Below are 20,522 nucleotides of genomic sequence, written 5' to 3' on the forward strand. Positions count from 1 at the left end.
AACATTTCACACCTTTGTGAGGCGCAATAGGTTATAATTGCGCCATCTTATTTGTAATTGAAGTAATGCATGAGCGACGATCCGCATTATCAACGCGAAAAAGCCCAATACGAAAATCCTGTGGCTAGCCGCGAATATTTAACTGAAATCCTCAAAACGCACGACAAGCCATTGTCCTTTTTGGAAATTTGTCAATTGGCTAATGCTAAGTCGGAGCCGGAAAGAATTGGGGTACAACGCCGCCTGCGTGCTATGGAGCGCGAAGGGCAGGTGCAGTTTACCCGCCAGAAAAAATACGTAGCGGCCGAAGTAGAAGAACTCGTACGTGGCCGCGTGATTGGGCATCGCGATGGCTTTGGATTTTTGCGTCCTGAGTCTGGTGAAAAAGACTTATTTATAAGTGCAGGTCAAATGCAGGTTTTACTGCATGACGACATTGTTGAAGCGCACATTGGCGGCACTGATCGCAAAGGCCGCAGCGAAGCGCGGATTGCACGTGTCGTTGAGCCGCGCAGCGAACCAATCGTTGGGCGCTTTTTTCTCGAGCATGGGGTTGGTTTAGTCATTCCTGATGATAGCCGTATTCCATTTGAAATCTTGGTTCCACCCGAGAATAGTCAAGGTGCGCGCCAAGGCCATGTGGTGGTGATTGAAATCACCCAGCGTCCTCGCCGCAGTATCAATCCTATCGGCAAGGTAAAAGAAATTCTCGGTGAGCATATGGCACCGGGAATGGAAATTGAAATGGCGCTACGCAGCTTTGACATCCCTCATGAGTGGCCCGCAGCAGTGACCAAACAAGTCGAAAAGCTTAAGCCTGAAGTAGATGAAAAGCCGAAAAAAAATCGCGTAGATTTGCGCACTCTAGGTTTAGTCACGATTGATGGTGAGGATGCCCGAGACTTTGACGACGCGGTGTATTGTGAGCCGCTTGATGATGGTGGTTGGCAGCTGTGGGTAGCCATTGCCGATGTGAGTTATTACGTGCGCAATGGCACTGCCCTTGACGCCGAAGCGCAAAAGCGCGGTAACTCGGTGTATTTCCCTGAGCAAGTTGTGCCGATGCTGCCTGAAGTGTTGTCCAATGGTTTGTGTTCACTGAACCCAGAAGTTGATCGGTTGTGTATGGTGTGTGAAATGACGATTTCACCACAAGGAAAGATTAAAGACTACCAATTCTATGAAGCGGTAATGAACTCTAAGGCTCGCCTGACCTACAACAAAGTGTGGAGTATTTTACAGGGCGATCCGAAATTGACCCAGCGCTACGATGAGCACGTGGGGAATCTGCAAGAACTCTATCGATTGTTTAAGGCGCTGAAGAAGAGCCGTAATCATCGCGGTGCCATTGAGTTTGAAACCACCGAAAGCAAGTTTGTGTTTAACGCGCAACGCAAGATCGAAAACATCGTGCCGTTAGAGCGCAACGATGCGCACATGTTGATTGAAGAATGTATGATTGCCGCCAACGTGTGTGCAGCGCAGCTGCTTGAAGAGCACAAAGCGCCTGCACTTTATCGCGTGCATGATGCGCCAGATCCTGACCGTTTAACGACCTTTACGTCGTATTTGGCAGAAGTTGGTATTAGTCATCGCATTACCAATGATGCAGAGCCAAGCGACTTCACAGATATAGTGACGAAGATCCAAAACCGCCCGGATAAAGAGCTCATTCAAACCATGTTACTGCGCTCTATGAAACAAGCTGTTTATGACTGCGACAACGGTGGCCACTTTGGTTTGGCGCTGGATGCCTATGCGCACTTTACTTCGCCTATTCGCCGTTATCCGGATTTGATTGTGCATCGCGCGATTAAGTCGGTCGTGGCCAAACTAGCGGGCAAACGCTCCTACTCAGGCGGCAAAGCCTACACGGTTGAAGAAGTTGAACAGCTGGGCGAACAGTGCTCGATGACTGAACGTCGCGCAGATGATGCCACCCGCGATGTAGCCGATTGGTTGAAGTGTGAATTTATGCTCGACCACGTGGGTGATACCTTCGAAGGTGTGGTTGCCTCGGTCACCAACTTTGGTTTGTTTATTCGTATCACTGAATATCATATCGATGGTTTAGTGCATATTACTTCGCTGGATAATGATTACTATCACTATGACGAAGTCAAACAGTGTCTGGTGGGTGAGCAATTTGGTCGCATGTATCGATTGGGTGATTCGGTATTGGTTAAGGTAGCGGCCGTTAATCTAGACGACCGCAAAATTGACCTAATATTGGATGTCCCCCATCGGGAGCGCAAGCGTCGCGCGGGTAAACGCAGTGTCGGCAAAGCCACTGCGCCGGCACAAGCCCCAGCAACGAAAGGCAAAGCCGCTGGAGGAAAGAAAACCGGAAAAGCGCAGGGTAAATCCCGCTCAACCCATAAAAACTCGAACAAATCCCCTACAGCGGCGAGGGATAGTAACAAACCTGCCTCGCGCAAAGGCGGCAGTAAGAAGAAAAAATCCAATGCGAAGAGGCGACAAGGCTAATGGCAAAAGTTGATTGGATTTACGGTATCCACACGTTAACTAGCGTACTGAACACTGAGCCAGAGCGTGTGCTTGAGTTGTTTGTGCTGAAAGGGCGCGATGATGAGCGGCTGCACTCATTGATTAACCTCGCGCGCAAACAACGCATTTCGGTGCAGTTTTGTGCGCGTAAGACCTTGGATGATTTTACCAAGGGCGAACAGCATCAGGGAATTGTGGCTAAGGCGAAGCCCGCGCGAGTGTTGGATGAGTCAGACCTTGACCGTTTATTAGAATCTACCGATTCACCCCTGTTTTTAGTTCTAGACGGCGTGACGGATCCGCACAATATCGGCGCGTGTTTGCGTACCGCAGACGCCGCTGGGGCGACAGCGTTGATTGTGCCAAAAGATAAATCGGGCGGTTTAACGCCGATAGCACGAAAAGTTGCTGTGGGCGCGGCCGAGTCTATGCCATTTATTCAAGTGACCAACCTATCACGTACCCTAAAACACTTGCAGCAATCAGGTGTGTGGGTAGTCGGTACTGCTGGCGAAGCTGAGCAAACTATTTACGCCCAAGATATGAGGGGCCCGTTAGCGTTGGTGATGGGAGCCGAAGGCAAAGGCATGCGCCGTTTAACGCGCGAACACTGTGACAGTCTGGTCAAACTACCGATGGCTGGTAGTGTGAGCAGTTTAAATGTATCGGTAGCGACCGGCGTGTGTTTATTTGAGATCGTGCGCCAACGGAGCGACGTATGAATCGACGTGATTTCATCAAAACATCAGCGCTCGTCTCCGTAGCCGTCGCGCTGCCTTTGGCCGGGTGCACGCCTGCAGTAAAGTCTGAGCGCTTAAATGTTGATACGATGATCACACACTTAGAATCACTAAAAGCGCTACCTGCGCTAGAGTTTGACGGTCCATGGCCAGCCTATGCGACCTTTACCCACCTTGCACAAAGCATTGAGTACGCCATGGTGGGGTTTCCCGAGCACAAGTCGGATAGTTTTAAAACATGGGTTGGCGGCCCAGCGTTTTGGGTCTTTAAACAAGCTGGCAGCATGAGCCATGATACCGCAGAAGCTATTCCAGGCGCACCGGAACTCGATATTGAAAAGACCGACCCTGTGGCGGTAAATCAGTCTATCGACCGCTTAATAGTCGCTCTGCGTGATTTTGATGAAGTCACCGAAACCAAATCCCACTTCGCCTATGGAGAGTTGGCACACGAAGACTACATGCTCGCCCAATTAATGCATATTAACGATCACTTGGACCTTTTAGTCGCGGAATAACCCTTTCAGCGACATTAAACATCAAATAGAACACGATAGACTATAATCTAATTTGCGAGCTATGTAGCTGAGTTGGCAAGCATTCAGGCGCGGGATGTTTTGCTCAATGTTTAGTTGTTTACTCTTGGGTAAAAGGGGTGTCTGTACTTGCAAGATGATACGGTAGAAGAGCACGTTAATGAGGGCAGAGTCATCTTTTCGGAGGGTGAGCCTGGAGACTTTGCGTATATAGTAAAACAAGGGGTCGTTGATCTAAATACTTTGATTAATGGCAAGTCTGTGCGCCTGACGCGTTTCACCGAAGGAGAGTTATTCGGTGAAATGGCGCTGCTGGATAAAAGTTTGCGCTCAGGCACTGCGGTTGCAGCAACAGATACCGTGTTGATCAAGATCCCAATTAGCTACTTCGAACGTTACATCAATAATCCAGGCGATTTGGCGCAAACACTTTTGAGCGTCTTACTTACTCGTTATCGCGAAATGCGTGGCCGATTTACTGCCTTAGCCCAACGAAGTGAGTCTTCTGATATTAGTTTCGAGTATACTGAAGAACCGCAAAGGACCGCCATCGAAACCCATCATACGACCAGTAAAATTCAACGAGAAATTGACTTAGCTAATGCACTAAAGCAACAGCAGCTAGCGCTGTTCTATCAGCCTATTGTTGATGTAAAAAGTCAAGCAATTGTTGGCTGTGAATCCCTTATAAGATGGATCCATCCGGATCGAGGTATGATTCCTCCCGACGAATTTATTGGTTTGGCTGAGGACACCGGACTCATAGTGCCAATGGGTAAATGGATCATCCACGAGGCATGCAAAGCTAGAAACCGCTTCGCTGAGCATATTGATAATATATATGTGAGTATAAATTTGTCACCCATACAGTTTGAATCACCTTCCCTTGTAAGGGATATTGAGTCGGCTTTCGTTTCAACTGGCGTTAAACCAAACCGCATATATTTAGAAATTACTGAAACAACACTTATGCTCGACCCTTTAAATGTCGCGAATATATTGAATGACTTAAAGCGGTTAGATGCGGTCATTGCGCTTGATGATTTCGGTACAGGTTATTCGAGCTTCAGTTATCTACACAGATTTCCTATCGACATATTGAAAATTGATCAGTCGTTTGTATTTACCATGCAAGATAATTCGAGAAGTAAAGAAATAGTTAGGACACTTTGCTCACTCGCAACGAGTTTGGGCATGCGAACGATCGCTGAGGGCATTGAACGTGAGTCAGATCTTCACTTGTTGAACTCGTTTGCAGCTGATTTCGGGCAAGGATATTTTATTGCCAAGCCAATGCCAGAAGAAGACTTTGTAAACTTCCTGAAAGCGCGCTCCTAGTGACCTGAAACGATCGACCGCATGTCAGTAAATTGGGCTTTGCTGAGATTGACAACCTGTTGTAAGGACTCATTGGAGAGTTCTAATTGTTTCATCAGGCAATTCAAATCGTCATTATCTTCCCAAGTATCAACGGTTAAACTTTCGGTGAGTTTTACTAGCTGCAAGGCTAGAAAGACGACAGCTACATTCAAGTCTTGTATGGCTTTTGCAAAATTTAAGTGAAATTGTGTGGTGTTCACTAAAAATAGGGGTAAGCCCCAATCGCTAGCCATATGCGCCCCGATGCTCGGGTAGTCAGTACCTAACAGCACATGCTCGTATTGGAGATAGTCATTGATTGACCCCAACTCTCGATATTTTTCTTCTGCTTTAGGGTATTCTCGCCAAATAACCAGTTTGCCAATACCGTGGATCAATCCAGCGACAAAGAAAGTTTCAGGCGATTCACTGCGCTGACTTTGAGCCGCTATATTTTTCGCCAAAATGGCGCACGTCAAGCTGGTTTTCCAGTGAGCTTCGAGCGCTTCGGGTTTCACATCAATATTACTAAAAACATCAACCACACACTTGCCGATCACCAAGGTTGCCAACTCCTGTCGACCGACAATGCTTATAGCATGGGATATATTACTTATACTCGAAGAAAAACCGTAGAGGGGACTGTTGACAATTTTCAGCAAATAACTCGTGAGGCCTGCATCGAGTTGAATAACATCTGCCAATTGAATATTAGTAGTTTTTGGATCCGCTAGCTTTTTATTAAATGCGGCGTAAATACTCGGTAGCGCATAGATGCCCGCAGAATTTTTCAATGCGCGAAGTCTGTCGTTGGAAGAAGTTGTGTTGGTCAAAATTTAACCGAATTTGTGCTTTTAGTACAAAATACAGAATTGTCGATGTATTGCAATCGTATATTTTACCGATTTTCTTGTATATTTATTGAACAAAGTAATACTTTCTATATTGCCCGCAGTATCGGCTCTTGTTCGTTTAATTGCGGTGCCTTCGACGATAGCACATGAAACAAGCAATCTTGTGAAGGTACTTCTTACTTGTTTAACGCAACCAAGGACCTTTTTATTTTGAGTGATTCCTGCGTCAAAACGCTGTTGATCACCGACTTGGTCGGAAGTACAGATATCATTGCTGCTCTCGGTGATGCGAAGTCAGCCAAATTATTTGCAGAAGTTGACCGGCTAGTTCGGGATTTACTGCGGCAATACAACGGTCAGGAAATAGATAGAACTGATGGTTTTTTTATCCTATTCGAGCGTACGACTGACGCTGTTGCTTTTGCTGTCGATTTTCATCGTTCCTTACCGCGAGTCGGCAAAGAGTTCGATAAAACGTTAAAGAGTCGGGTGGGAATACACGTTGGAGAAGTTTATCTTCGCAATAACTCTTCCGAAGACGTGGCTCGCGGGGCAAAACAACTGGAAGTTGAAGGTCTAGCAAAGCCATTAACGGCGAGATTGATGTCTATCGCTAGGGGTGGGCAAACCCTTATGACCAGCACTGCGTACGAGTTGGTACGACGCTCATTGCAATTACAGGATGTACAACCTGAGCAGATGAAGTGGTTAAATCACGGACGGTTTCACCTTAAAGGCGTTGGTGAGCCTATCGAAGTGTATGAATTTGGTATTACGGGAGAATCACCCTTTGTAAACCCAACCGGCCGCAAACATGCGAATCGCAAGTTTTTATCGTTCGCCGCTTTGAGTCTAGTGATCATTGTGTTTGCGTTTTATATGACAATTAAGGTTCTGGTGCCTAGTTACTCAGCGTATTACGTTGAAATTGCCGACTTTAAAAACCTAATGGCCGACAACCGTGAACCCGATTTTTTTTCTGCTGGAATCACCGAAGCGTTAAGGAGCCAACTAGCTGATATCCGTGACATTTACATTATTGAGCCTGACAAAGGAGTACGAGCACCGATCCGGCTAGAGGGGAGTGTGCAAAGGATCGAAGATAGTGTGAGAATTTCTTACCGCTTGATGCGACGCAAAGACAATGTACAAATTGCGGGTGGTAAATTAGATGGCGCTTACAAAGACTTATTCATATTGCAAGATCGCGTGGTGGCGGAAATTGCAGGGTATCTTGCTGACGAGTTTGGTTTACCAAACTTTCGTCCCGCCGCGATTCAGCTGACATCCGATCTGACTGCCTACGAGTATTATTTACGAGGCTCAGAATATATGCGCAGGCCCTCTTCGCAAGAAAATTATGACCAAGCAATTAATTACTTCACGACCGCATTGATTCATGATCCAGAATTCAGCGCCGCAAACACCGGTATATGCGGTGCTTACTTGGGCAATTACACTATTTCTGCAGATGCCAACTTACTATCAAAAGCTAAAGAGTACTGTGAATTATCATTACAAAATACGCCCAACGTTGATGCTTTGGTCACCATGAGTAAAGTGGAAACGGTTTTAGGCGATTACGCTAGCGCGCGCCAATATTTAAACGAAGCCATGCTTATAGCTCCAGATAATTATGATGCTCAGTACCAATTGGCTGAGGTCTTTCGCGGTGAGCAGCGTTTTGATTTAGCTGAAGCTATTTTCCGTGAATTGATGAGAAAGTTTCCGAAGCATTGGCAGTCATACAATGCAATTGCCACCTTGTTCATTGATTCTGGCCAATTCAAACAAGCCATTCCGTTTTTAGATAGCGCATTAAAACTTACGCCCGAGAATGAGTTTGTTTTAAATAACCTCGGTGCAGCTTACCTCTATATTGGCGACTTCTTAAAATCTGCTCAGTACTTTGAAAGAGCGGCAGAGATGATCCCTACGGGCTATGGATATTCTAACGCCGCGAGTATTTATTATTATGCAGGTGATTTCGAAAAGGCGAGAGAGCTATACACTCAGGCAAGGAAGCTTTTGCCTGACGTGTATCAAATATCATTGAATCTGGCTGACACATATCGACATTTGGGCGATCGCTCTGAGCGTTCTGAGATGCTTTATAAAGAGGTTGTTAAGCAGACTCGCAGTAAAATCACGCTAAACAAAGAAGATGGCAAGGCATACCAAGCATTGGCACTTGCAGCTGTTTACCTATTGGATACTGAGACGGCGTTAGATGCTATTGAAAAGGCTTTTGCGTATAGCCGTGACAATGACCCAGAGCTCTACTACAGTTCAGCTAAGGTCTATATGTTTCTTAATCAAATAAATGTCGCTGAGGCGCAAATTAAGGCTCTACTAGCCTTGGGGTATCCGGCTGACTTAATTCGTGCTGATCCGGATTTGATGCTTTTTACAGGAACAGAGGAAGATATATGAAAACGTTATTTGTTCTGTCAGTATTTTTATTGATTTCGGCATGCTCTTCGACCAATGCCGGTATCGTCATCCCGATTGGCTCTAACTGCGACTGTGAAGCGGTTGGTACTGTGAATAAAGGTACCAATACCGCTGTTGTAAAAGTGTCTTTAGATCGCACCGGGATGCCCTATATCGATGCAAAAGTTGTGGAATTGGAAGTTGGCCAACGCTTAGTGTGGGTGGGCCCGAGCAGAATGATCATCCGCTTTCCCAAAGCCAGCCCGTTCCGAACATCAAACTTGCGAACTAAAGATGGGGTCATAAATCAAGTCATTCCCAAGCAGGATTTTGGTGAGCAAAACCAGCTGGAATTTAAATACGATGTAATCGTTGGCGACAAAGTCCTCGACCCAATCATTATTATCAAGCGCCCGCAAGGTGTATCTAGCTAATTATACGGTGATTAACACCACTAGTAAGCCCCTTAAAGCAAACTAACAGTACATTCAGCATGCGCAAAAAAAGCCCTGTGCACGAATTGTGCAAAGGGCTTTTTTACTCTAGGGAGAGGTGTTACAGAGTTAGTTACGCAGCTGCAGCTGTCGCGTCTAATTTTGCGTCTTCGCCGTCTTGTTGATAAGCGAGCAAATATTCAAATGCAGCCAAAGCAGCTTTAGAGCCCTCGCCCATACTCACAACAATTTGCTTGTACGGTACGGTTGTTACGTCGCCTGCAGCATAAATACCTTCTTCCGACGTATGGCATTTTTCATCGATAATGATTTCGCCATAAGGAGTTGTTTTTACCAAATCTTTAGCGAACTGGCTATTGGGCACCAAACCGATTTGCACGAATACGCCGTGTAAATCTTGTTTGTGTCGTTCACCAGTAGCGCGATCTTCATAGTCGATTGCGCTGACTTTGCCGTCGGTAGCAACAATTTCTTTGGTCGCTACATTGCGCAAAATCGTGATGTTGTCGCGTTTTTCCGCTTGGTTTACCAACACTTGGTCAGCTTTAAGCTCTGGTAGGAACTCAAACACAGTCACTGACTTAACAATACCGGATAAATCTAGCGCCGCTTCAATACCCGAGTTACCGCCGCCGATAACCGCTACGTCTTTACCTTTAAAGAATGGGCCATCACAGTGCGGGCAATACGCCACACCATTACCGATATTCTCACGCTCACCCGGTACACCGAGTTCACGCCAGCGCGCACCGGTGGCAATGATCACTGTTTTCGTTTTGATCTGCTCGCCTGACGATAAGGTGATCGTTTTTACGTGACCTTTTTCTATCGCATTTACGCGCACGTGTTCGCGCAGCGTCACTTCATAATCATTCAGGTGAGCCATCATGTTGCCAACCAACTCTGGACCAGTGGTTTTCGATACTGAGATAAGGTTTTCGATCCCCATTGTATCTTTAACTTGGCCACCGAAAGTCTCGGCAATCATGGTGACTTTTAAACCTTTTCGCGCACTGTAAATCGCCGCGCTAACGCCCGCTGGGCCACCACCAACTATAGTTACGTCTTGCAGTGGTAAGTCTGATTCAACCGGTGTTTCCGTTAGCTGTGGAAACTTTTCAATTAATTTATTAACCAGCGCTGCGCCGTCAACTTTGCCGTTTGCGAACAATTCGCCGTTTAGGTATACGCTGGGTACACCTTGAATATCACGCGCTTCTACAACGTCTTGATACAAGCCGCCGTCGATCATTTCGCTGCTGATTTTGTCATTTAGTAATGCAAACTGGTTGAGCGCCTGAACTACGTCGGGGCAGTTGTGGCAGCTCAAGCTAACAAACACTTCGAAGTGTAAGGGCTGATCAACTTTAGTTACTAGTTGCTGAATCGCTGAATCCAGCTTTAATTCGACGCCAGCACCGTGCAACATGGCAAGCACCAGCGAGTTAAATTCGTGACCACTCGGGATCCCTGAAAAGCGGATACCTGTGTCTTCGCCATCAGCTTCAAGCAAAAAGCTGATAGGGCTTCGTAAACCGGTGTCACCGCGCTCTTCAAACGCAATTTTATCGCTAACACTGGCAATATCAGACAGGAACTGTTTTAGCTCATCACGTTTTGCGTGTTCGCCTGTCTGCAATACAAACGCTACAGAGTTTTGCATTTTTTCGGCGTAGCCTTTGAGGGCCTGCAATATTTCTTTAGATAACATTGTGCTATTTCCTATCTACCGGGTTAAAAGAGGGTGCGGCTAGTCGCCGCACCGTGACTTTGTTTAGCTCAAATCTGCTTAGATTTTGCCAACTAGGTCTAATGAAGGTGCAAGCGTCTCTTCGCCTTCTTTCCATTTTGCTGGGCACACTTCACCTGGATTGTTGCGTACGTACTGAGCCGCTTTGATTTTGCGAACCAAGTCGTCTGCGTCACGGCCGATACCTTCAGCAGTGATTTCCATCGCTTGGATGATGCCGTCTGGGTCGACAATGAACGTACCGCGGTCAGCAAGGCCCATGTTTTCACGCATAACGTCGAAGTTGCGCGTAATTTCACCGGTAGGGTCGCCAATCATGGTGTACTTGATTTTTGCAATCGTGTCTGACGCATCGTGCCATGCTTTGTGCGTGAAATGCGTGTCAGTTGATACCGAGTAAACTTCTACGCCACGTGATTGTAATTCTTCGTATTTGTCAGCAACGTCGCCAAGCTCAGTTGGACATACAAAGGTGAAATCTGCTGGGTAGAAGAAAAATACTGCCCACTTACCTTTCACGTCGTCACTGCTCACTTCAATAAATTCGCCATCGCGAAACGCTTGTGCAGTAAAAGGTTTGATTTCTGTGTTAATTAAAGCCATGCATTGCTCCTTTAGGGTTTATTTAAATGTTCCGCATCTGCGGGTTAACTCAATGGGTTTATACTAAGCTGGCGTTGGATGGATTGATAATTAATACAATCGATTCATGTAATCATAAAATTCGATTAAGAGGTTGCTTTTTGTTCGTTTTAATAGATTTGATGGATTTGTTCTAATTGGCGTAAGGCCGCCTCTATCGCAAACACGTGTGGATCGACTTGTTGATGCTTGCGTAGCGCGGCAGCCAATTGATACACGTAGTCTCGATTGCGCCCACTTGGTCCTTTGGCATTGAAGATATGCTGAGCAATCGCGTGTTCATCAGCTGCGCCTAAATAGGCAGCATTCTCCGGCGCAGCAATGTACACCAACGCTTGAATGTGTTCGCCGCTGGTTAGCTCTACATCAATCAATTCGCGTAAGTAGCCGTTTTTTTCGCGATGGTCGAGGTGGTCAAATACGTCATGAGTAACTTTAAAAACTCGGCCAAAGCACTTTTCATCTTTCTTAGGGCTAAGAGTTAAAACTCGACCGGGAGACTCGGGCGTACCGCGATGGTCATGACTGCCCTGCCAAAAGCGTCGTGCATAACCGTGGATATAGCCGTATTGGCTTTCTAGATAGTCAAAATCGACCTTATAGATCAGTGAACCATATCCGAAAACCCAGATATCAGTTAATTCATCCAAATCTTGTCGCTGTTTATTTATCGCCTGCGTATCGAAACTCATAAAAACACTTTAAATGTTGAAAAAGTCTTTGGCTAAATGAAAAACCTTCACTACAGTTTACTTGAGAAATTTTTGGGTACGTAAATGGATATCGATTCGCTCACTCAATTAGGCATGTCATTGTCTAAACCTGACGTGCAAGGTGCAGAAAAGCTGCGTTTGACCTGCTCAGCAATCGCAGATTCAATACCTCACGCTGATAGGGTTAGTCTTTGGGAGTTTTTTGACAGTAAAACGGCTATTCGCTGCATTGCGCTACTCACCAAAGAAGGCTTTTCAGTGCCCAATGAATTAATCTTACGTGAGTCTGACTTTCCCGAGTACTTTGCCGCTATATTAAAAGAAGATACGGTATGTGCATCAAATGCGCGCTCAGATCCTCGCACTCAGTGCTTCAATCAAGGCTACTTTGAACCCAACGATATTCATTCCTTGCTTGATTACATTTTCAGTCGAGAGTTTGTGCAATACGGAATAATTTGTTGTGAGAGTGTCAATCGTCAAGTGGAGTGGAGTGACAACGATATTGAAAACTTAAAACGTGCAGCCACTGTAGTATCGGTTTACTCCTATGTGGAAATGCTATAACAAATGGCGGCACACGCTGCTGCATGCGCCGCAGAGACTTTTTAGTAAAGCGTCTTAATCGCTTCGGCATCGTACGGTGCCAAATCTTCTAGTTGACCATTTTTTATTTTCGACACCCACTCCGGGTCTTGCAATAGTGCCCGACCCACCGCGATCATGTCGAATTCACCGCGCTCCATGCGCTCGATTAAGTCGTTGATGGGGCGCGTTTTAGCGCCTTCACCTGCAAAAGCACCAAAGAAATCACCACCGAGGCCTACTGAGCCTACCGACATAGCTGGAAGGCCTGTAATCTTTTTACACCAACCCGCGAGGTTAAGACCGTCTTTACCATCAATCTCAGGAAATTCTGCTTCCCAATAACGGCGTTGCGAGGCGTGTAATATATCTACACCCGAATCGGCAATCGCTTCTAAGAATGGGGTAAGTTCATCTAATGATGTGGTGAGTCGAGAAGTATAGTCCACTTGATGCCACTGCGACCAGCGCAAAATAATCGGTGTTTCGCCAACCACTTTACGGGTTTCTTTAATGATCTCAATCGCAAAGGCTGCGCGGTCAGTTAAGTTACCGCCAAAGCGGTCGGTACGCTTGTTTGACACGCCTGAAAAAAAGTTGTGGATCAAATAGCCGTGCGCACCATGAAACTCAATGGCATCAAACCCCAGCCTTGCTGCATCAGCTGCCGCGTCTACGTATGCTTGCGCCATTGCTTCAACATCTTGGGTACTCGGCTCTGCAAAAACTTGTTTGCCTTTGAGTGTGATACCCGATGGACTATCGGTTGGTGCCTCGGGGAAATTACCGGTGCCAGGCTTGCGCATAATACCCAAGTGCCACAATTGGGGTGCCATCTTGCCACCGTTTTCATGCACGGCATCAATTACGTTTTGCCAACCAGTGAGAGCCTCCTCGCCCCAAAAATGCGGGTAGTTAGGACTATCAGCCGCGCCTTTGCGCGGAACTAATGTACCTTCCGAGATGATTAAGCCCACATCAGCAGCGGCGCGACGGGCATAGTAGTCGCGAACATTATCGCCGGGTACGCCTTTGGGGCTAAAACCTCTGGTCATTGGAGCCATGGCAATGCGGTTGCTAAATGTTGTATTGCGTATGGTGATGGGTTGAAACAGTACAGAAGTATCGGTCATACGTTTATGCGCTCTCAGTTAACCTAATATCACTGTAATCGATACTAGCCATGCAGAATAATCACAAAAATTTATGTTTTTCTATATCGGTTGGGCAGCTATAGCTGTCTGTTTTGAGTCACTTACAAAAAAATGCAATGAATGGGGTTTTTGCGTCAAAAACCTGCCACTTTGACAATCGAGCTACTGACACATCAAGGCCTTGTATGTTATGCTACGCCGAGCAAGTCAGATATCTCCATTTGTTTAAAAATAATTCAAAATTCGGCTATCTCTAGCCATTCTTTTCTGTTATCATTTCGCGCCCTTTTTATCGGGGTAAGGTTAAAAATTGGCCTGAAAGGTCCGTTTTTAGCGGCTTTAGAGGCTCAAATGAGTCGTAATTTAACAGCGGAGCACTAACATGATCCAAATGCAAACTAACCTGGATGTTGCCGACAACAGCGGCGCTCGCAGGGTTCAGTGTATTAAGGTTCTAGGTGGCTCGCATCGCCGTTATGCACACATCGGTGACATCATCAAAGTTACTGTCAAGGAAGCAATTCCTCGCGGTAAAGTGAAAAAAGGTGACGTCCTGAATGCAGTGGTGGTGCGTACTAGGAAAGGCGTTCGTCGTCCAGACGGTTCATCGATCCGTTTTGATAACAACGCAGCTGTGTTGCTTAACGCAAACAAGCAACCTATTGGTACGCGTATCTTTGGTCCGGTAACCCGTGAACTTCGTGGCGATTCGTTCATGAAGATTATTTCACTGGCCCCAGAGGTACTATAAGGAGTCACGATAATGGCTAATAAAATTCGTCGTGATGATGAAGTAGTCGTATTGGCAGGCAAAGACAAGGGCAAGACTGGTAAAGTCAAAAAAGTCCTAACGTCTGATGACCGTGTCATTGTAGAAGGTGTGAACATCATCAAGAAGCACCAAAAGCCAAACCCTCAGTTGGGTGAAGCTGGCGGTATCATTGAGAAAGAAGCATCAATTCACGTTTCAAATGTAGCGATCGTTAACCCAGCAACGGGTAAAGCTGATCGTGTTGGTTTCCGTTTAGAAGGCGAGAAGAAAGTTCGTTTCTTCAAGTCAAACGGCGAACTTGTTTAATTAATTGGAGAGTACGATGGCGAAACTGCATGATTTCTACAAAGAAACAGTAGTAGCTGAACTTGCTAAGCAGTTCGGGTACAAAAGCGTCATGCAAGTCCCTCGGATTGAAAAAATCACTCTAAACATGGGTTTAGGTGAAGCTGTAGCTGACAAGAAGGTGCTTGAGAATGCTCAAGCTGACATGGCCGCAATTGCTGGTCAGAAGCCGATTGTTACTGTAGCACGCAAATCTGTAGCGGGTTTTAAAATCCGTGAAGGTTATCCGATTGGCTGTAAAGTAACCCTACGCGGCGAGCGTATGTGGGAATTCCTAGAGCGTTTAATCTCTATTGCAATCCCACGTATCCGTGACTTCCGTGGTCTTAACCCGAAGTCATTCGATGGCCGTGGTAACTATAGCATGGGCGTTCGTGAGCAAATTATCTTCCCTGAAATCGATTTCGATAAGGTAGATAAAATTCGCGGTATGGATATTACTATCACTACCAGTGCTAACTCGAACGAAGAAGCGCACGCATTATTGTCTGCGTTCAACTTCCCGTTTAAAAAGTAAGGTGTAGGGTTATGGCAAAAGAATCAATGAAAGCTCGCGAAGTAAAGCGTTCTAAGCTTGTAGCTAAGTACGCAGAAAAACGCGCAGCACTTAAAGCGATTATCAGCGATGTTAACGCCTCTGAAGAAGAGCGTTGGGATGCTGTTCTAAAGCTACAATCACTACCTCGTGATTCAAGCCGTTCACGTCAACAAAACCGTTGCCGTGTAACCGGTCGTCCTCACGGGTTCCTACGCAAATTCGGTCTGAGCCGTATCAAGCTTCGTGAAGCTGCGATGCGCGGTGAAGTCCCTGGCCTTAAAAAAGCCAGCTGGTAAGGAGTAGCTGATATGAGTATGCAAGATCCAATCGCGGATATGTTCACCCGCATCCGTAACGGCCAAATGGCGCAGAAAGTTGCTGTGACTATGCCATCTTCTAAGCTTCGCACTTCAATTGCGAAAGTTTTAAAAGAGGAAGGTTACATCAATGACTTCGCGGTATCTGGTGACGTTAAGCCTACTTTAGAAGTAACACTTAAGTACTTCGAAGGTAAGCAAGTAATTGACACAATCGAGCGTGTAAGTCGTCCTGGTCTGCGCATCTATAAGAAAAAAGATGAGCTTCCAAAAGTACTAGGCGGTTTAGGCGTAGCTATCGTGTCTACTTCTAAAGGTGTGATGACTGACCGTGCAGCGCGTAAAGCGGGCATGGGCGGTGAAATCATCGGTTATGTAGCGTAACGGGAGAAGTAGAATGTCACGTATAGCTAAAGCTCCAGTTGACGTTGTATCAGGCGTAGAAGTTTCTATCGCTGGTCAAAAAGTCACTGTAAAAGGTAAAAACGGTTCACTAACCCGTGTTTTCAATGACGCAGTAGAAGTTGTTCAAGAAGAACAGCAACTACGTGCAGTTCCTCGTGAAGGCGTTGCGAATGCAATGGCTCAGGCTGGTACTGCTCGTTCACTATTGAATGCAATGGTTGTTGGTGTATCTGAAGGTTTTGAGAAAAAACTGCAGTTGTTAGGTGTTGGTTACCGTGCACAAGCACAAGGTAAAAAACTTAACCTTACACTAGGTTTCTCTCACCCTGTTGTTTACGAAATGCCAGAAGGTATTTCTGTAGAAACTCCTAGCCAAACTGAAATCGTCGTCAAAGGCGCCGATAAGCAGGTGGTAGGACAGGTTGCAGCCAATATTCGTGGATACCGTCCACCAGAGCCTTATAAAGGTAAAGGTGTTCGTTACTCTGACGAAACGGTTCTGCGCAAAGAAGCTAAGAAAAAGTAGGTGGGTGATACGATGGATAAGAAAACAGCTCGCTTACGTCGCGCAACACGTGCACGTAAGAAGATCAGTGAACTAGCCGCGCATCGCTTGGTTGTTAACCGCACACCTCGCCACATCTATGCTCAGTTAATCGCGCCTAGCGGTTCTGAAGTATTAGCGGCGGCTTCAACTGTTGAAGCGGATCTTAAAAAAGGTCTTAAAGCAACAGGTAATGCAGAAGCAGCGGCGGCAGTCGGTAAAGCAATCGCAGAGCGTGCAATCGAGAAAGGCGTTAAAGTCGTCGCTTTCGATCGTAGCGGATTTAAATATCACGGTCGTGTGAAAGCATTGGCTGATGCGGCTCGCGAAGCCGGTCTTCAGTTCTAGGAGATAACAATGGCTAAACAAGAAGTTCAAAACGGTGAACTGTTAGAGAAGCTCATTGCTGTAAACCGCGTATCTAAAGTAGTTAAAGGTGGTCGCATCTTTAGTTTCACTGCTTTAACAGTGGTTGGTGATGGTAATGGTCGCGTAGGTTTCGGTTACGGTAAAGCACGTGAAGTGCCTGCTGCAATCCAGAAAGCTATGGAAAAGGCACGTCGCAATCTTGTGAACGTTGACCTTAACGGCAACACTCTACAGCACCCAATTAAAGGTCGTCATTCTGGCTCTAAAGTTTACATGCAGCCAGCATCTGAAGGTACCGGTATTATTGCTGGTGGTGCGATGCGTGCAGTACTTGAAGTAGCTGGTGTACAAAACGTACTTTCAAAATGTTACGGCTCGACTAACCCAATCAACGTTGTTCGCGCAACTATCAATGCTCTTGTTGAGATGAACTCTCCAGAGCAAGTTGCTGCTAAGCGTGGGTTGTCAGTAGAAGAAATTCTGGGGTAATTAACGATGGCAACAGTAAAAGTCAAGCAAACTAAAAGCTCGATTGGCCGTTTACCTAAGCACAAAGCTACTTTGGTAGGTTTGGGTTTGCGTAAAATTGGTCACGTTCGCGAGTTAGAAGATACCCCAGCCGTTCGTGGCATGATCAACCGTGTTAATTACATGGTTGAGATCGTGGAGGAGTAAAAGATGCGTTTAAATACTCTTGCTCCTGCTCCAGGAGCGAAAAATGCTGGTAAGCGTTTGGGCCGTGGTATCGGTTCTGGTTTAGGTAAGACTGGTGGCCGTGGTCACAAAGGTCAAAAGAGCCGCTCTGGTGGTTCAGTTAAGCCAGGATTTGAAGGCGGACAAATGCCAATCCAACGCCGTTTACCTAAATTTGGTTTTACTTCACGTGTGGGATTGGTTTCTGACCAAGTGACCCTATCTGAAATAGCTAAGGTTGAAGGTGACACTGTTTCTGTTGAAACTTTAAAAGCTGCTGGTCTTGTTAAGAAAGACATTCAGTTCGTTAAAGTGATGAAGAGCGGTGAAATCTCTCGTGCGGTAACGGTAAGCGGTGTAAAGGTTTCAAAAGGTGCGCGTGAAGCGATTGAAGCTGCCGGCGGTAAAGTAGAGGAATAAGCTAGATGGCTAAACCAGGATTGGATTCAGGCGCGAAAGGCGGTTTGAGCGAACTTAAATCAAGATTGTTGTTCGTACTTGGTGCGATTATCGTATTTAGGTTCGGTTCTTACGTGCCGATCCCTGGCATTGACCCAGCGGTCTTAGCTCAATTATTTGAGCAACAGAAAGGTACTATCGTAGAAATGTTTAACATGTTCTCTGGTGGTGCGTTAGAGCGCGCGTCAGTGCTAGCCCTGGGCATTATGCCTTACATCACAGCTTCGATTATTATGCAGCTAATGTCGGTTGTTCATCAGCCGATGATAGAGCTTAAGAAAGAAGGTGAGGCAGGGCGTCGTAAAATCAGCCAGTACACGCGTTATTTGACGCTAGTATTGGCGACTTTCCAGTCTATTGGTATTGCGACCGGATTACCTAACTTGATTCAAGGGTTGGTAATTGCCCCGGGCTTCGCGTTCTACTTTACAGCGGTAGTGAGTCTAGTTACTGGAACTATGTTCCTTATGTGGCTAGGTGAGCAAATTACAGAACGCGGTATCGGTAACGGTATCTCGATTCTGATCTTTGCGGGTATTGTTGCAGGTCTACCTACAGCGTTAGGTCAAACTGCAGAGCAAGCTCGTCAAGGTGATATTAACTTGTTGTTCTTGTTGCTTATCGGTGTGATTGTGATGGCGCTTACATACCTTGTGGTATTTGTAGAGCGTGCACAACGCCGTATCGTAGTTAACTACGCTAAGCAACAGAAAGGCCGTAAGGTATTTGCTGCTCAAAGCACGCACTTGCCGTTAAAGGTCAATATGGCGGGTGTTATTCCACCAATCTTTGCCTCTAGTATCATCCTGTTTCCAGGTACGATCGCAGGCTGGTTTGGTCAGAATGAATCTACCTCGTGGTTAGCCGATGTAGCCTTGCTATTATCGCCTGGTCAACCGCTATACGTAATGTTGTATGCAGCAGCCATTATTTTCTTCTGTTACTTCTATACTGCGTTGGTATTTAACCCGCGTGATACAGCAGATAACTTGAAGAAGTCTGGCGCGTTCATTCCTGGTATTCGCCCGGGTGAGCAAACATCGCGTTACATCGACAAGGTCATGACTCGCCTAACACTAGCTGGCGCGCTATACATAACCTTTATTTGTTTAGTGCCTGAATTCATGTTGATCGCTTGGAATGTTCCATTTTATTTCGGCGGTACATCACTACTGATTATTGTAGTGGTAATCATGGACTTTATGGCGCAGGTGCAGACTCATTTGATGTCACATCAATATGATTCTGTTCTCAAAAAAGCAAATCTGAAAGGCATTGGCCGATAGGCCTTTGCTCTAAGATTGCGTACTACGGAGTGATGTAATGAAAGTTCGTGCATCCGTTAAAAAGATGTGCCGTAACTGCAAAATCATCAAGCGCAACGGTGTTGTGCGTGTGATTTGCAGCGAGCCAAAGCATAAGCAAAGGCAAGGCTAATCAACGTGGCGTTTAATTTACTTTGCGTGGTATCAGCGATGCTGCCACGCAAATTTGCAGTAAATAAACGCTTAAAATTGCAATTTGGTCGGCGGGTAAGTATCCTATCGGGCTTTTTAGGCCGCTGACATTAATTAAGAGGAGTGCTGTTAATGGCCCGTATCGCTGGCATTAACATTCCGGAACACAAGCACGCAGTTATTGCTATTCAAGCAATCTACGGCGTTGGCGCTACACGTGCGAAGAGCATTTGTGCGGCTGCTGGTGTTGCAGAAGATACCAAGATCAAAGATCTTGATGAAACAACTATTGATAAGCTTCGTGACGAAGTGGCGAAATTCACTGTTGAAGGTGACTTGCGCCGTGAAGTCTCTATGAGCATCAAACGTTTGATGGACCTAGGTTGCTTCCGTGGTATTCGCCACCGTCGTAGCTTGCCTCTACGTGGTCAGCGCACTAAGACTAATGCGCGTACCCGTAAAGGTCCTCGTAAACCTATTAAGAGATAACGGGGAGAACAAGTTATGGCAAAAGCACCAGCTCGCGCTCGTAAGCGCGCAAAACGTCAGGTTGCTGACGGTATGGCTCATATCCATGCGTCTTTCAACAATACGATTGTGACTATAACAGATCGCCAAGGTAACGCTTTGGCATGGGCAACTTCAGGTGGTTCTGGTTTCCGTGGTTCACGTAAATCAACGCCATTTGCTGCTCAGGTAGCTGCAGAACGCGCAGGCGTTGCTGCTCAAGAATACGGTCTGAAGAACCTTGAAGTGTTCGTTAAAGGTCCAGGTCCAGGCCGTGAGTCTGCGATCCGTGCGCTTAACGCCACTGGGTACAAGATCACAAACATTACCGATGTGACACCTATTCCTCACAACGGTTGTCGTCCACCGAAAAAACGTCGCGTTTAA

26 protein-coding genes are annotated in these 20,522 nt (G+C 46.2%); 21 read left to right on the forward strand and 5 right to left on the reverse strand.

What is annotated here, in order from left to right; genetic code table 11:
* The first annotated feature begins 69 nt into the window (after positions 1 to 69).
* The 4 genes from rnr to QTP81_RS12280 all read left to right on the forward strand — a co-directional run bounded on the left by rnr (position 70) and on the right by QTP81_RS12280 (position 5,122).
* A complete protein-coding gene (gene rnr / locus QTP81_RS12265; protein WP_289365822.1) occupies positions 70 to 2,487 on the forward strand; it encodes a ribonuclease R in 2,418 nt (805 codons plus the stop codon).
* Entirely contained in the window at positions 2,487 to 3,230 is a 744-nt protein-coding gene (gene rlmB / locus QTP81_RS12270) for a 23S rRNA (guanosine(2251)-2'-O)-methyltransferase RlmB (RefSeq protein ID WP_289365823.1), read from the forward strand. The genes rnr and rlmB overlap by 1 nt, the downstream gene beginning before the upstream one ends.
* Positions 3,227 to 3,766, forward strand: coding sequence for a DUF1569 domain-containing protein (locus tag QTP81_RS12275; RefSeq protein WP_289365826.1), 540 nt, complete (start codon positions 3,227 to 3,229; stop codon positions 3,764 to 3,766). The genes rlmB and QTP81_RS12275 overlap by 4 nt, the downstream gene beginning before the upstream one ends.
* A gap of 147 nt (positions 3,767 to 3,913) precedes the next feature.
* Complete coding sequence (locus tag QTP81_RS12280) at positions 3,914 to 5,122, forward strand: EAL domain-containing protein (protein WP_289365827.1); 1,209 nt, start codon at positions 3,914 to 3,916, stop codon at positions 5,120 to 5,122.
* On the opposite strand, the gene QTP81_RS12285 is transcribed toward QTP81_RS12280, so the two are convergent.
* Complete coding sequence (locus tag QTP81_RS12285) at positions 5,119 to 5,976, reverse strand: HDOD domain-containing protein (RefSeq protein ID WP_289365829.1); 858 nt, start codon at positions 5,974 to 5,976, stop codon at positions 5,119 to 5,121. The two genes, QTP81_RS12280 and QTP81_RS12285, sit on opposite strands and share 4 nt — an antisense overlap.
* Positions 5,977 to 6,207: 231 nt before the next feature.
* Between QTP81_RS12285 and QTP81_RS12290 the strand changes: the two genes are divergently transcribed.
* Positions 6,208 to 8,430, forward strand: a complete 2,223-nt coding sequence (locus tag QTP81_RS12290) for a tetratricopeptide repeat protein (protein WP_289365831.1) — start codon at positions 6,208 to 6,210, stop codon at positions 8,428 to 8,430.
* On the forward strand, positions 8,427 to 8,864 hold the full coding sequence (locus QTP81_RS12295) for a hypothetical protein (protein ID WP_289365833.1): 438 nt from the start codon (positions 8,427 to 8,429) through the stop codon (positions 8,862 to 8,864). Before QTP81_RS12290 ends, QTP81_RS12295 begins: the two co-directional genes overlap by 4 nt.
* 133 nt (positions 8,865 to 8,997) lie before the next feature.
* Here the strand turns inward: QTP81_RS12295 and ahpF are convergent, their stop codons facing one another.
* From ahpF to QTP81_RS12310, 3 genes are all read right to left on the reverse strand, one after another.
* Positions 8,998 to 10,596 (reverse strand): alkyl hydroperoxide reductase subunit F, encoded by a 1,599-nt coding sequence (gene ahpF / locus QTP81_RS12300; protein ID WP_289365835.1) that lies wholly within the window; start codon positions 10,594 to 10,596, stop codon positions 8,998 to 9,000.
* Between the two features lie 78 nt (positions 10,597 to 10,674).
* Complete coding sequence (ahpC, locus tag QTP81_RS12305; RefSeq protein WP_289365837.1) at positions 10,675 to 11,238, reverse strand: alkyl hydroperoxide reductase subunit C; 564 nt, start codon at positions 11,236 to 11,238, stop codon at positions 10,675 to 10,677.
* A 149-nt stretch (positions 11,239 to 11,387) separates the two neighbouring features.
* The gene (locus QTP81_RS12310; protein WP_289365839.1) at positions 11,388 to 11,969 is read right to left on the reverse strand and encodes a gamma-glutamylcyclotransferase; all 582 of its coding nucleotides are present in this window, start codon (positions 11,967 to 11,969) and stop codon (positions 11,388 to 11,390) included.
* Positions 11,970 to 12,053: 84 nt separating this feature from the next.
* Here QTP81_RS12310 and QTP81_RS12315 point away from each other — a divergent pair, with 84 nt between their 5' ends.
* On the forward strand, positions 12,054 to 12,557 hold the full coding sequence (locus tag QTP81_RS12315) for a GAF domain-containing protein (RefSeq protein ID WP_289365841.1): 504 nt from the start codon (positions 12,054 to 12,056) through the stop codon (positions 12,555 to 12,557).
* Positions 12,558 to 12,598: 41 nt separating this feature from the next.
* Here QTP81_RS12315 and QTP81_RS12320 read toward each other — a convergent pair whose 3' ends face one another.
* Complete coding sequence (locus tag QTP81_RS12320; RefSeq protein WP_289365843.1) at positions 12,599 to 13,708, reverse strand: NADH:flavin oxidoreductase; 1,110 nt, start codon at positions 13,706 to 13,708, stop codon at positions 12,599 to 12,601.
* A 403-nt stretch (positions 13,709 to 14,111) separates the two neighbouring features.
* Between QTP81_RS12320 and rplN the strand changes: the two genes are divergently transcribed.
* The 14 genes from rplN (at position 14,112) to rpsK (ending at position 20,522) form a co-directional block, all read left to right on the forward strand.
* Positions 14,112 to 14,480, forward strand: coding sequence for a 50S ribosomal protein L14 (gene rplN, locus QTP81_RS12325; protein WP_289365845.1), 369 nt, complete (start codon positions 14,112 to 14,114; stop codon positions 14,478 to 14,480).
* A 12-nt stretch (positions 14,481 to 14,492) separates the two neighbouring features.
* Entirely contained in the window at positions 14,493 to 14,807 is a 315-nt protein-coding gene (rplX, locus tag QTP81_RS12330; RefSeq protein WP_289365847.1) for a 50S ribosomal protein L24, read from the forward strand.
* 16 nt (positions 14,808 to 14,823) lie between these two features.
* Positions 14,824 to 15,363 (forward strand): 50S ribosomal protein L5, encoded by a 540-nt coding sequence (gene rplE / locus QTP81_RS12335; protein ID WP_289365849.1) that lies wholly within the window; start codon positions 14,824 to 14,826, stop codon positions 15,361 to 15,363.
* Between the two features lie 11 nt (positions 15,364 to 15,374).
* Entirely contained in the window at positions 15,375 to 15,680 is a 306-nt protein-coding gene (gene rpsN, locus QTP81_RS12340; RefSeq protein ID WP_289365850.1) for a 30S ribosomal protein S14, read from the forward strand.
* 12 nt (positions 15,681 to 15,692) lie between these two features.
* Positions 15,693 to 16,085: a 30S ribosomal protein S8 gene (gene rpsH / locus QTP81_RS12345; RefSeq protein WP_289365852.1), complete on the forward strand. Its 393-nt coding sequence runs from the start codon at positions 15,693 to 15,695 to the stop codon at positions 16,083 to 16,085.
* A 13-nt stretch (positions 16,086 to 16,098) separates the two neighbouring features.
* Positions 16,099 to 16,632 (forward strand): 50S ribosomal protein L6, encoded by a 534-nt coding sequence (rplF, locus tag QTP81_RS12350; protein ID WP_289365854.1) that lies wholly within the window; start codon positions 16,099 to 16,101, stop codon positions 16,630 to 16,632.
* Between the two features lie 12 nt (positions 16,633 to 16,644).
* Positions 16,645 to 16,998: a 50S ribosomal protein L18 gene (gene rplR, locus QTP81_RS12355; protein WP_289365856.1), complete on the forward strand. Its 354-nt coding sequence runs from the start codon at positions 16,645 to 16,647 to the stop codon at positions 16,996 to 16,998.
* 9 nt (positions 16,999 to 17,007) lie between these two features.
* Positions 17,008 to 17,508, forward strand: coding sequence for a 30S ribosomal protein S5 (gene rpsE / locus QTP81_RS12360; protein WP_289365857.1), 501 nt, complete (start codon positions 17,008 to 17,010; stop codon positions 17,506 to 17,508).
* Between the two features lie 6 nt (positions 17,509 to 17,514).
* Positions 17,515 to 17,694, forward strand: a complete 180-nt coding sequence (rpmD, locus tag QTP81_RS12365; protein WP_289365859.1) for a 50S ribosomal protein L30 — start codon at positions 17,515 to 17,517, stop codon at positions 17,692 to 17,694.
* 3 nt (positions 17,695 to 17,697) lie between these two features.
* On the forward strand, positions 17,698 to 18,132 hold the full coding sequence (gene rplO / locus QTP81_RS12370) for a 50S ribosomal protein L15 (protein ID WP_289365860.1): 435 nt from the start codon (positions 17,698 to 17,700) through the stop codon (positions 18,130 to 18,132).
* Positions 18,133 to 18,137: 5 nt separating this feature from the next.
* Positions 18,138 to 19,457 (forward strand): preprotein translocase subunit SecY, encoded by a 1,320-nt coding sequence (gene secY / locus QTP81_RS12375; RefSeq protein WP_289365862.1) that lies wholly within the window; start codon positions 18,138 to 18,140, stop codon positions 19,455 to 19,457.
* Positions 19,458 to 19,494: 37 nt separating this feature from the next.
* A complete protein-coding gene (gene rpmJ / locus QTP81_RS12380; protein WP_289365864.1) occupies positions 19,495 to 19,608 on the forward strand; it encodes a 50S ribosomal protein L36 in 114 nt (37 codons plus the stop codon).
* A gap of 152 nt (positions 19,609 to 19,760) precedes the next feature.
* A complete protein-coding gene (rpsM, locus tag QTP81_RS12385; RefSeq protein ID WP_289365865.1) occupies positions 19,761 to 20,117 on the forward strand; it encodes a 30S ribosomal protein S13 in 357 nt (118 codons plus the stop codon).
* Positions 20,118 to 20,132: 15 nt separating this feature from the next.
* Entirely contained in the window at positions 20,133 to 20,522 is a 390-nt protein-coding gene (rpsK, locus tag QTP81_RS12390) for a 30S ribosomal protein S11 (RefSeq protein WP_214132155.1), read from the forward strand.

This window comes from Neoalteromonas arenosi, from assembly GCF_030362855.1.
GTDB classification, from domain to species: domain Bacteria; phylum Pseudomonadota; class Gammaproteobacteria; order Enterobacterales; family Alteromonadaceae; genus Alteromonas_E; species Alteromonas_E arenosi.

Coding starts and splice junctions, on each gene's coding strand:
- rnr (WP_289365822.1), top strand. CDS start 70: ATGAGCGACGATCCGCATTATCAACGCGAAAAAGCCCAATACGAAAAT.
- rlmB (WP_289365823.1), top strand. CDS start 2,487: ATGGCAAAAGTTGATTGGATTTACGGTATCCACACGTTAACTAGCGTA.
- QTP81_RS12275 (WP_289365826.1), top strand. CDS start 3,227: ATGAATCGACGTGATTTCATCAAAACATCAGCGCTCGTCTCCGTAGCC.
- QTP81_RS12295 (WP_289365833.1), top strand. CDS start 8,427: ATGAAAACGTTATTTGTTCTGTCAGTATTTTTATTGATTTCGGCATGC.
- ahpF (WP_289365835.1), bottom strand. CDS start 10,596: ATGTTATCTAAAGAAATATTGCAGGCCCTCAAAGGCTACGCCGAAAAA.
- ahpC (WP_289365837.1), bottom strand. CDS start 11,238: ATGGCTTTAATTAACACAGAAATCAAACCTTTTACTGCACAAGCGTTT.
- QTP81_RS12310 (WP_289365839.1), bottom strand. CDS start 11,969: ATGAGTTTCGATACGCAGGCGATAAATAAACAGCGACAAGATTTGGAT.
- QTP81_RS12315 (WP_289365841.1), top strand. CDS start 12,054: ATGGATATCGATTCGCTCACTCAATTAGGCATGTCATTGTCTAAACCT.
- QTP81_RS12320 (WP_289365843.1), bottom strand. CDS start 13,708: ATGACCGATACTTCTGTACTGTTTCAACCCATCACCATACGCAATACA.
- rplN (WP_289365845.1), top strand. CDS start 14,112: ATGATCCAAATGCAAACTAACCTGGATGTTGCCGACAACAGCGGCGCT.
- rplX (WP_289365847.1), top strand. CDS start 14,493: ATGGCTAATAAAATTCGTCGTGATGATGAAGTAGTCGTATTGGCAGGC.
- rplE (WP_289365849.1), top strand. CDS start 14,824: ATGGCGAAACTGCATGATTTCTACAAAGAAACAGTAGTAGCTGAACTT.
- rpsN (WP_289365850.1), top strand. CDS start 15,375: ATGGCAAAAGAATCAATGAAAGCTCGCGAAGTAAAGCGTTCTAAGCTT.
- rpsH (WP_289365852.1), top strand. CDS start 15,693: ATGAGTATGCAAGATCCAATCGCGGATATGTTCACCCGCATCCGTAAC.
- rplF (WP_289365854.1), top strand. CDS start 16,099: ATGTCACGTATAGCTAAAGCTCCAGTTGACGTTGTATCAGGCGTAGAA.
- rplR (WP_289365856.1), top strand. CDS start 16,645: ATGGATAAGAAAACAGCTCGCTTACGTCGCGCAACACGTGCACGTAAG.
- rpsE (WP_289365857.1), top strand. CDS start 17,008: ATGGCTAAACAAGAAGTTCAAAACGGTGAACTGTTAGAGAAGCTCATT.
- rpmD (WP_289365859.1), top strand. CDS start 17,515: ATGGCAACAGTAAAAGTCAAGCAAACTAAAAGCTCGATTGGCCGTTTA.
- rplO (WP_289365860.1), top strand. CDS start 17,698: ATGCGTTTAAATACTCTTGCTCCTGCTCCAGGAGCGAAAAATGCTGGT.
- secY (WP_289365862.1), top strand. CDS start 18,138: ATGGCTAAACCAGGATTGGATTCAGGCGCGAAAGGCGGTTTGAGCGAA.
- rpmJ (WP_289365864.1), top strand. CDS start 19,495: ATGAAAGTTCGTGCATCCGTTAAAAAGATGTGCCGTAACTGCAAAATC.
- rpsM (WP_289365865.1), top strand. CDS start 19,761: ATGGCCCGTATCGCTGGCATTAACATTCCGGAACACAAGCACGCAGTT.
- rpsK (WP_214132155.1), top strand. CDS start 20,133: ATGGCAAAAGCACCAGCTCGCGCTCGTAAGCGCGCAAAACGTCAGGTT.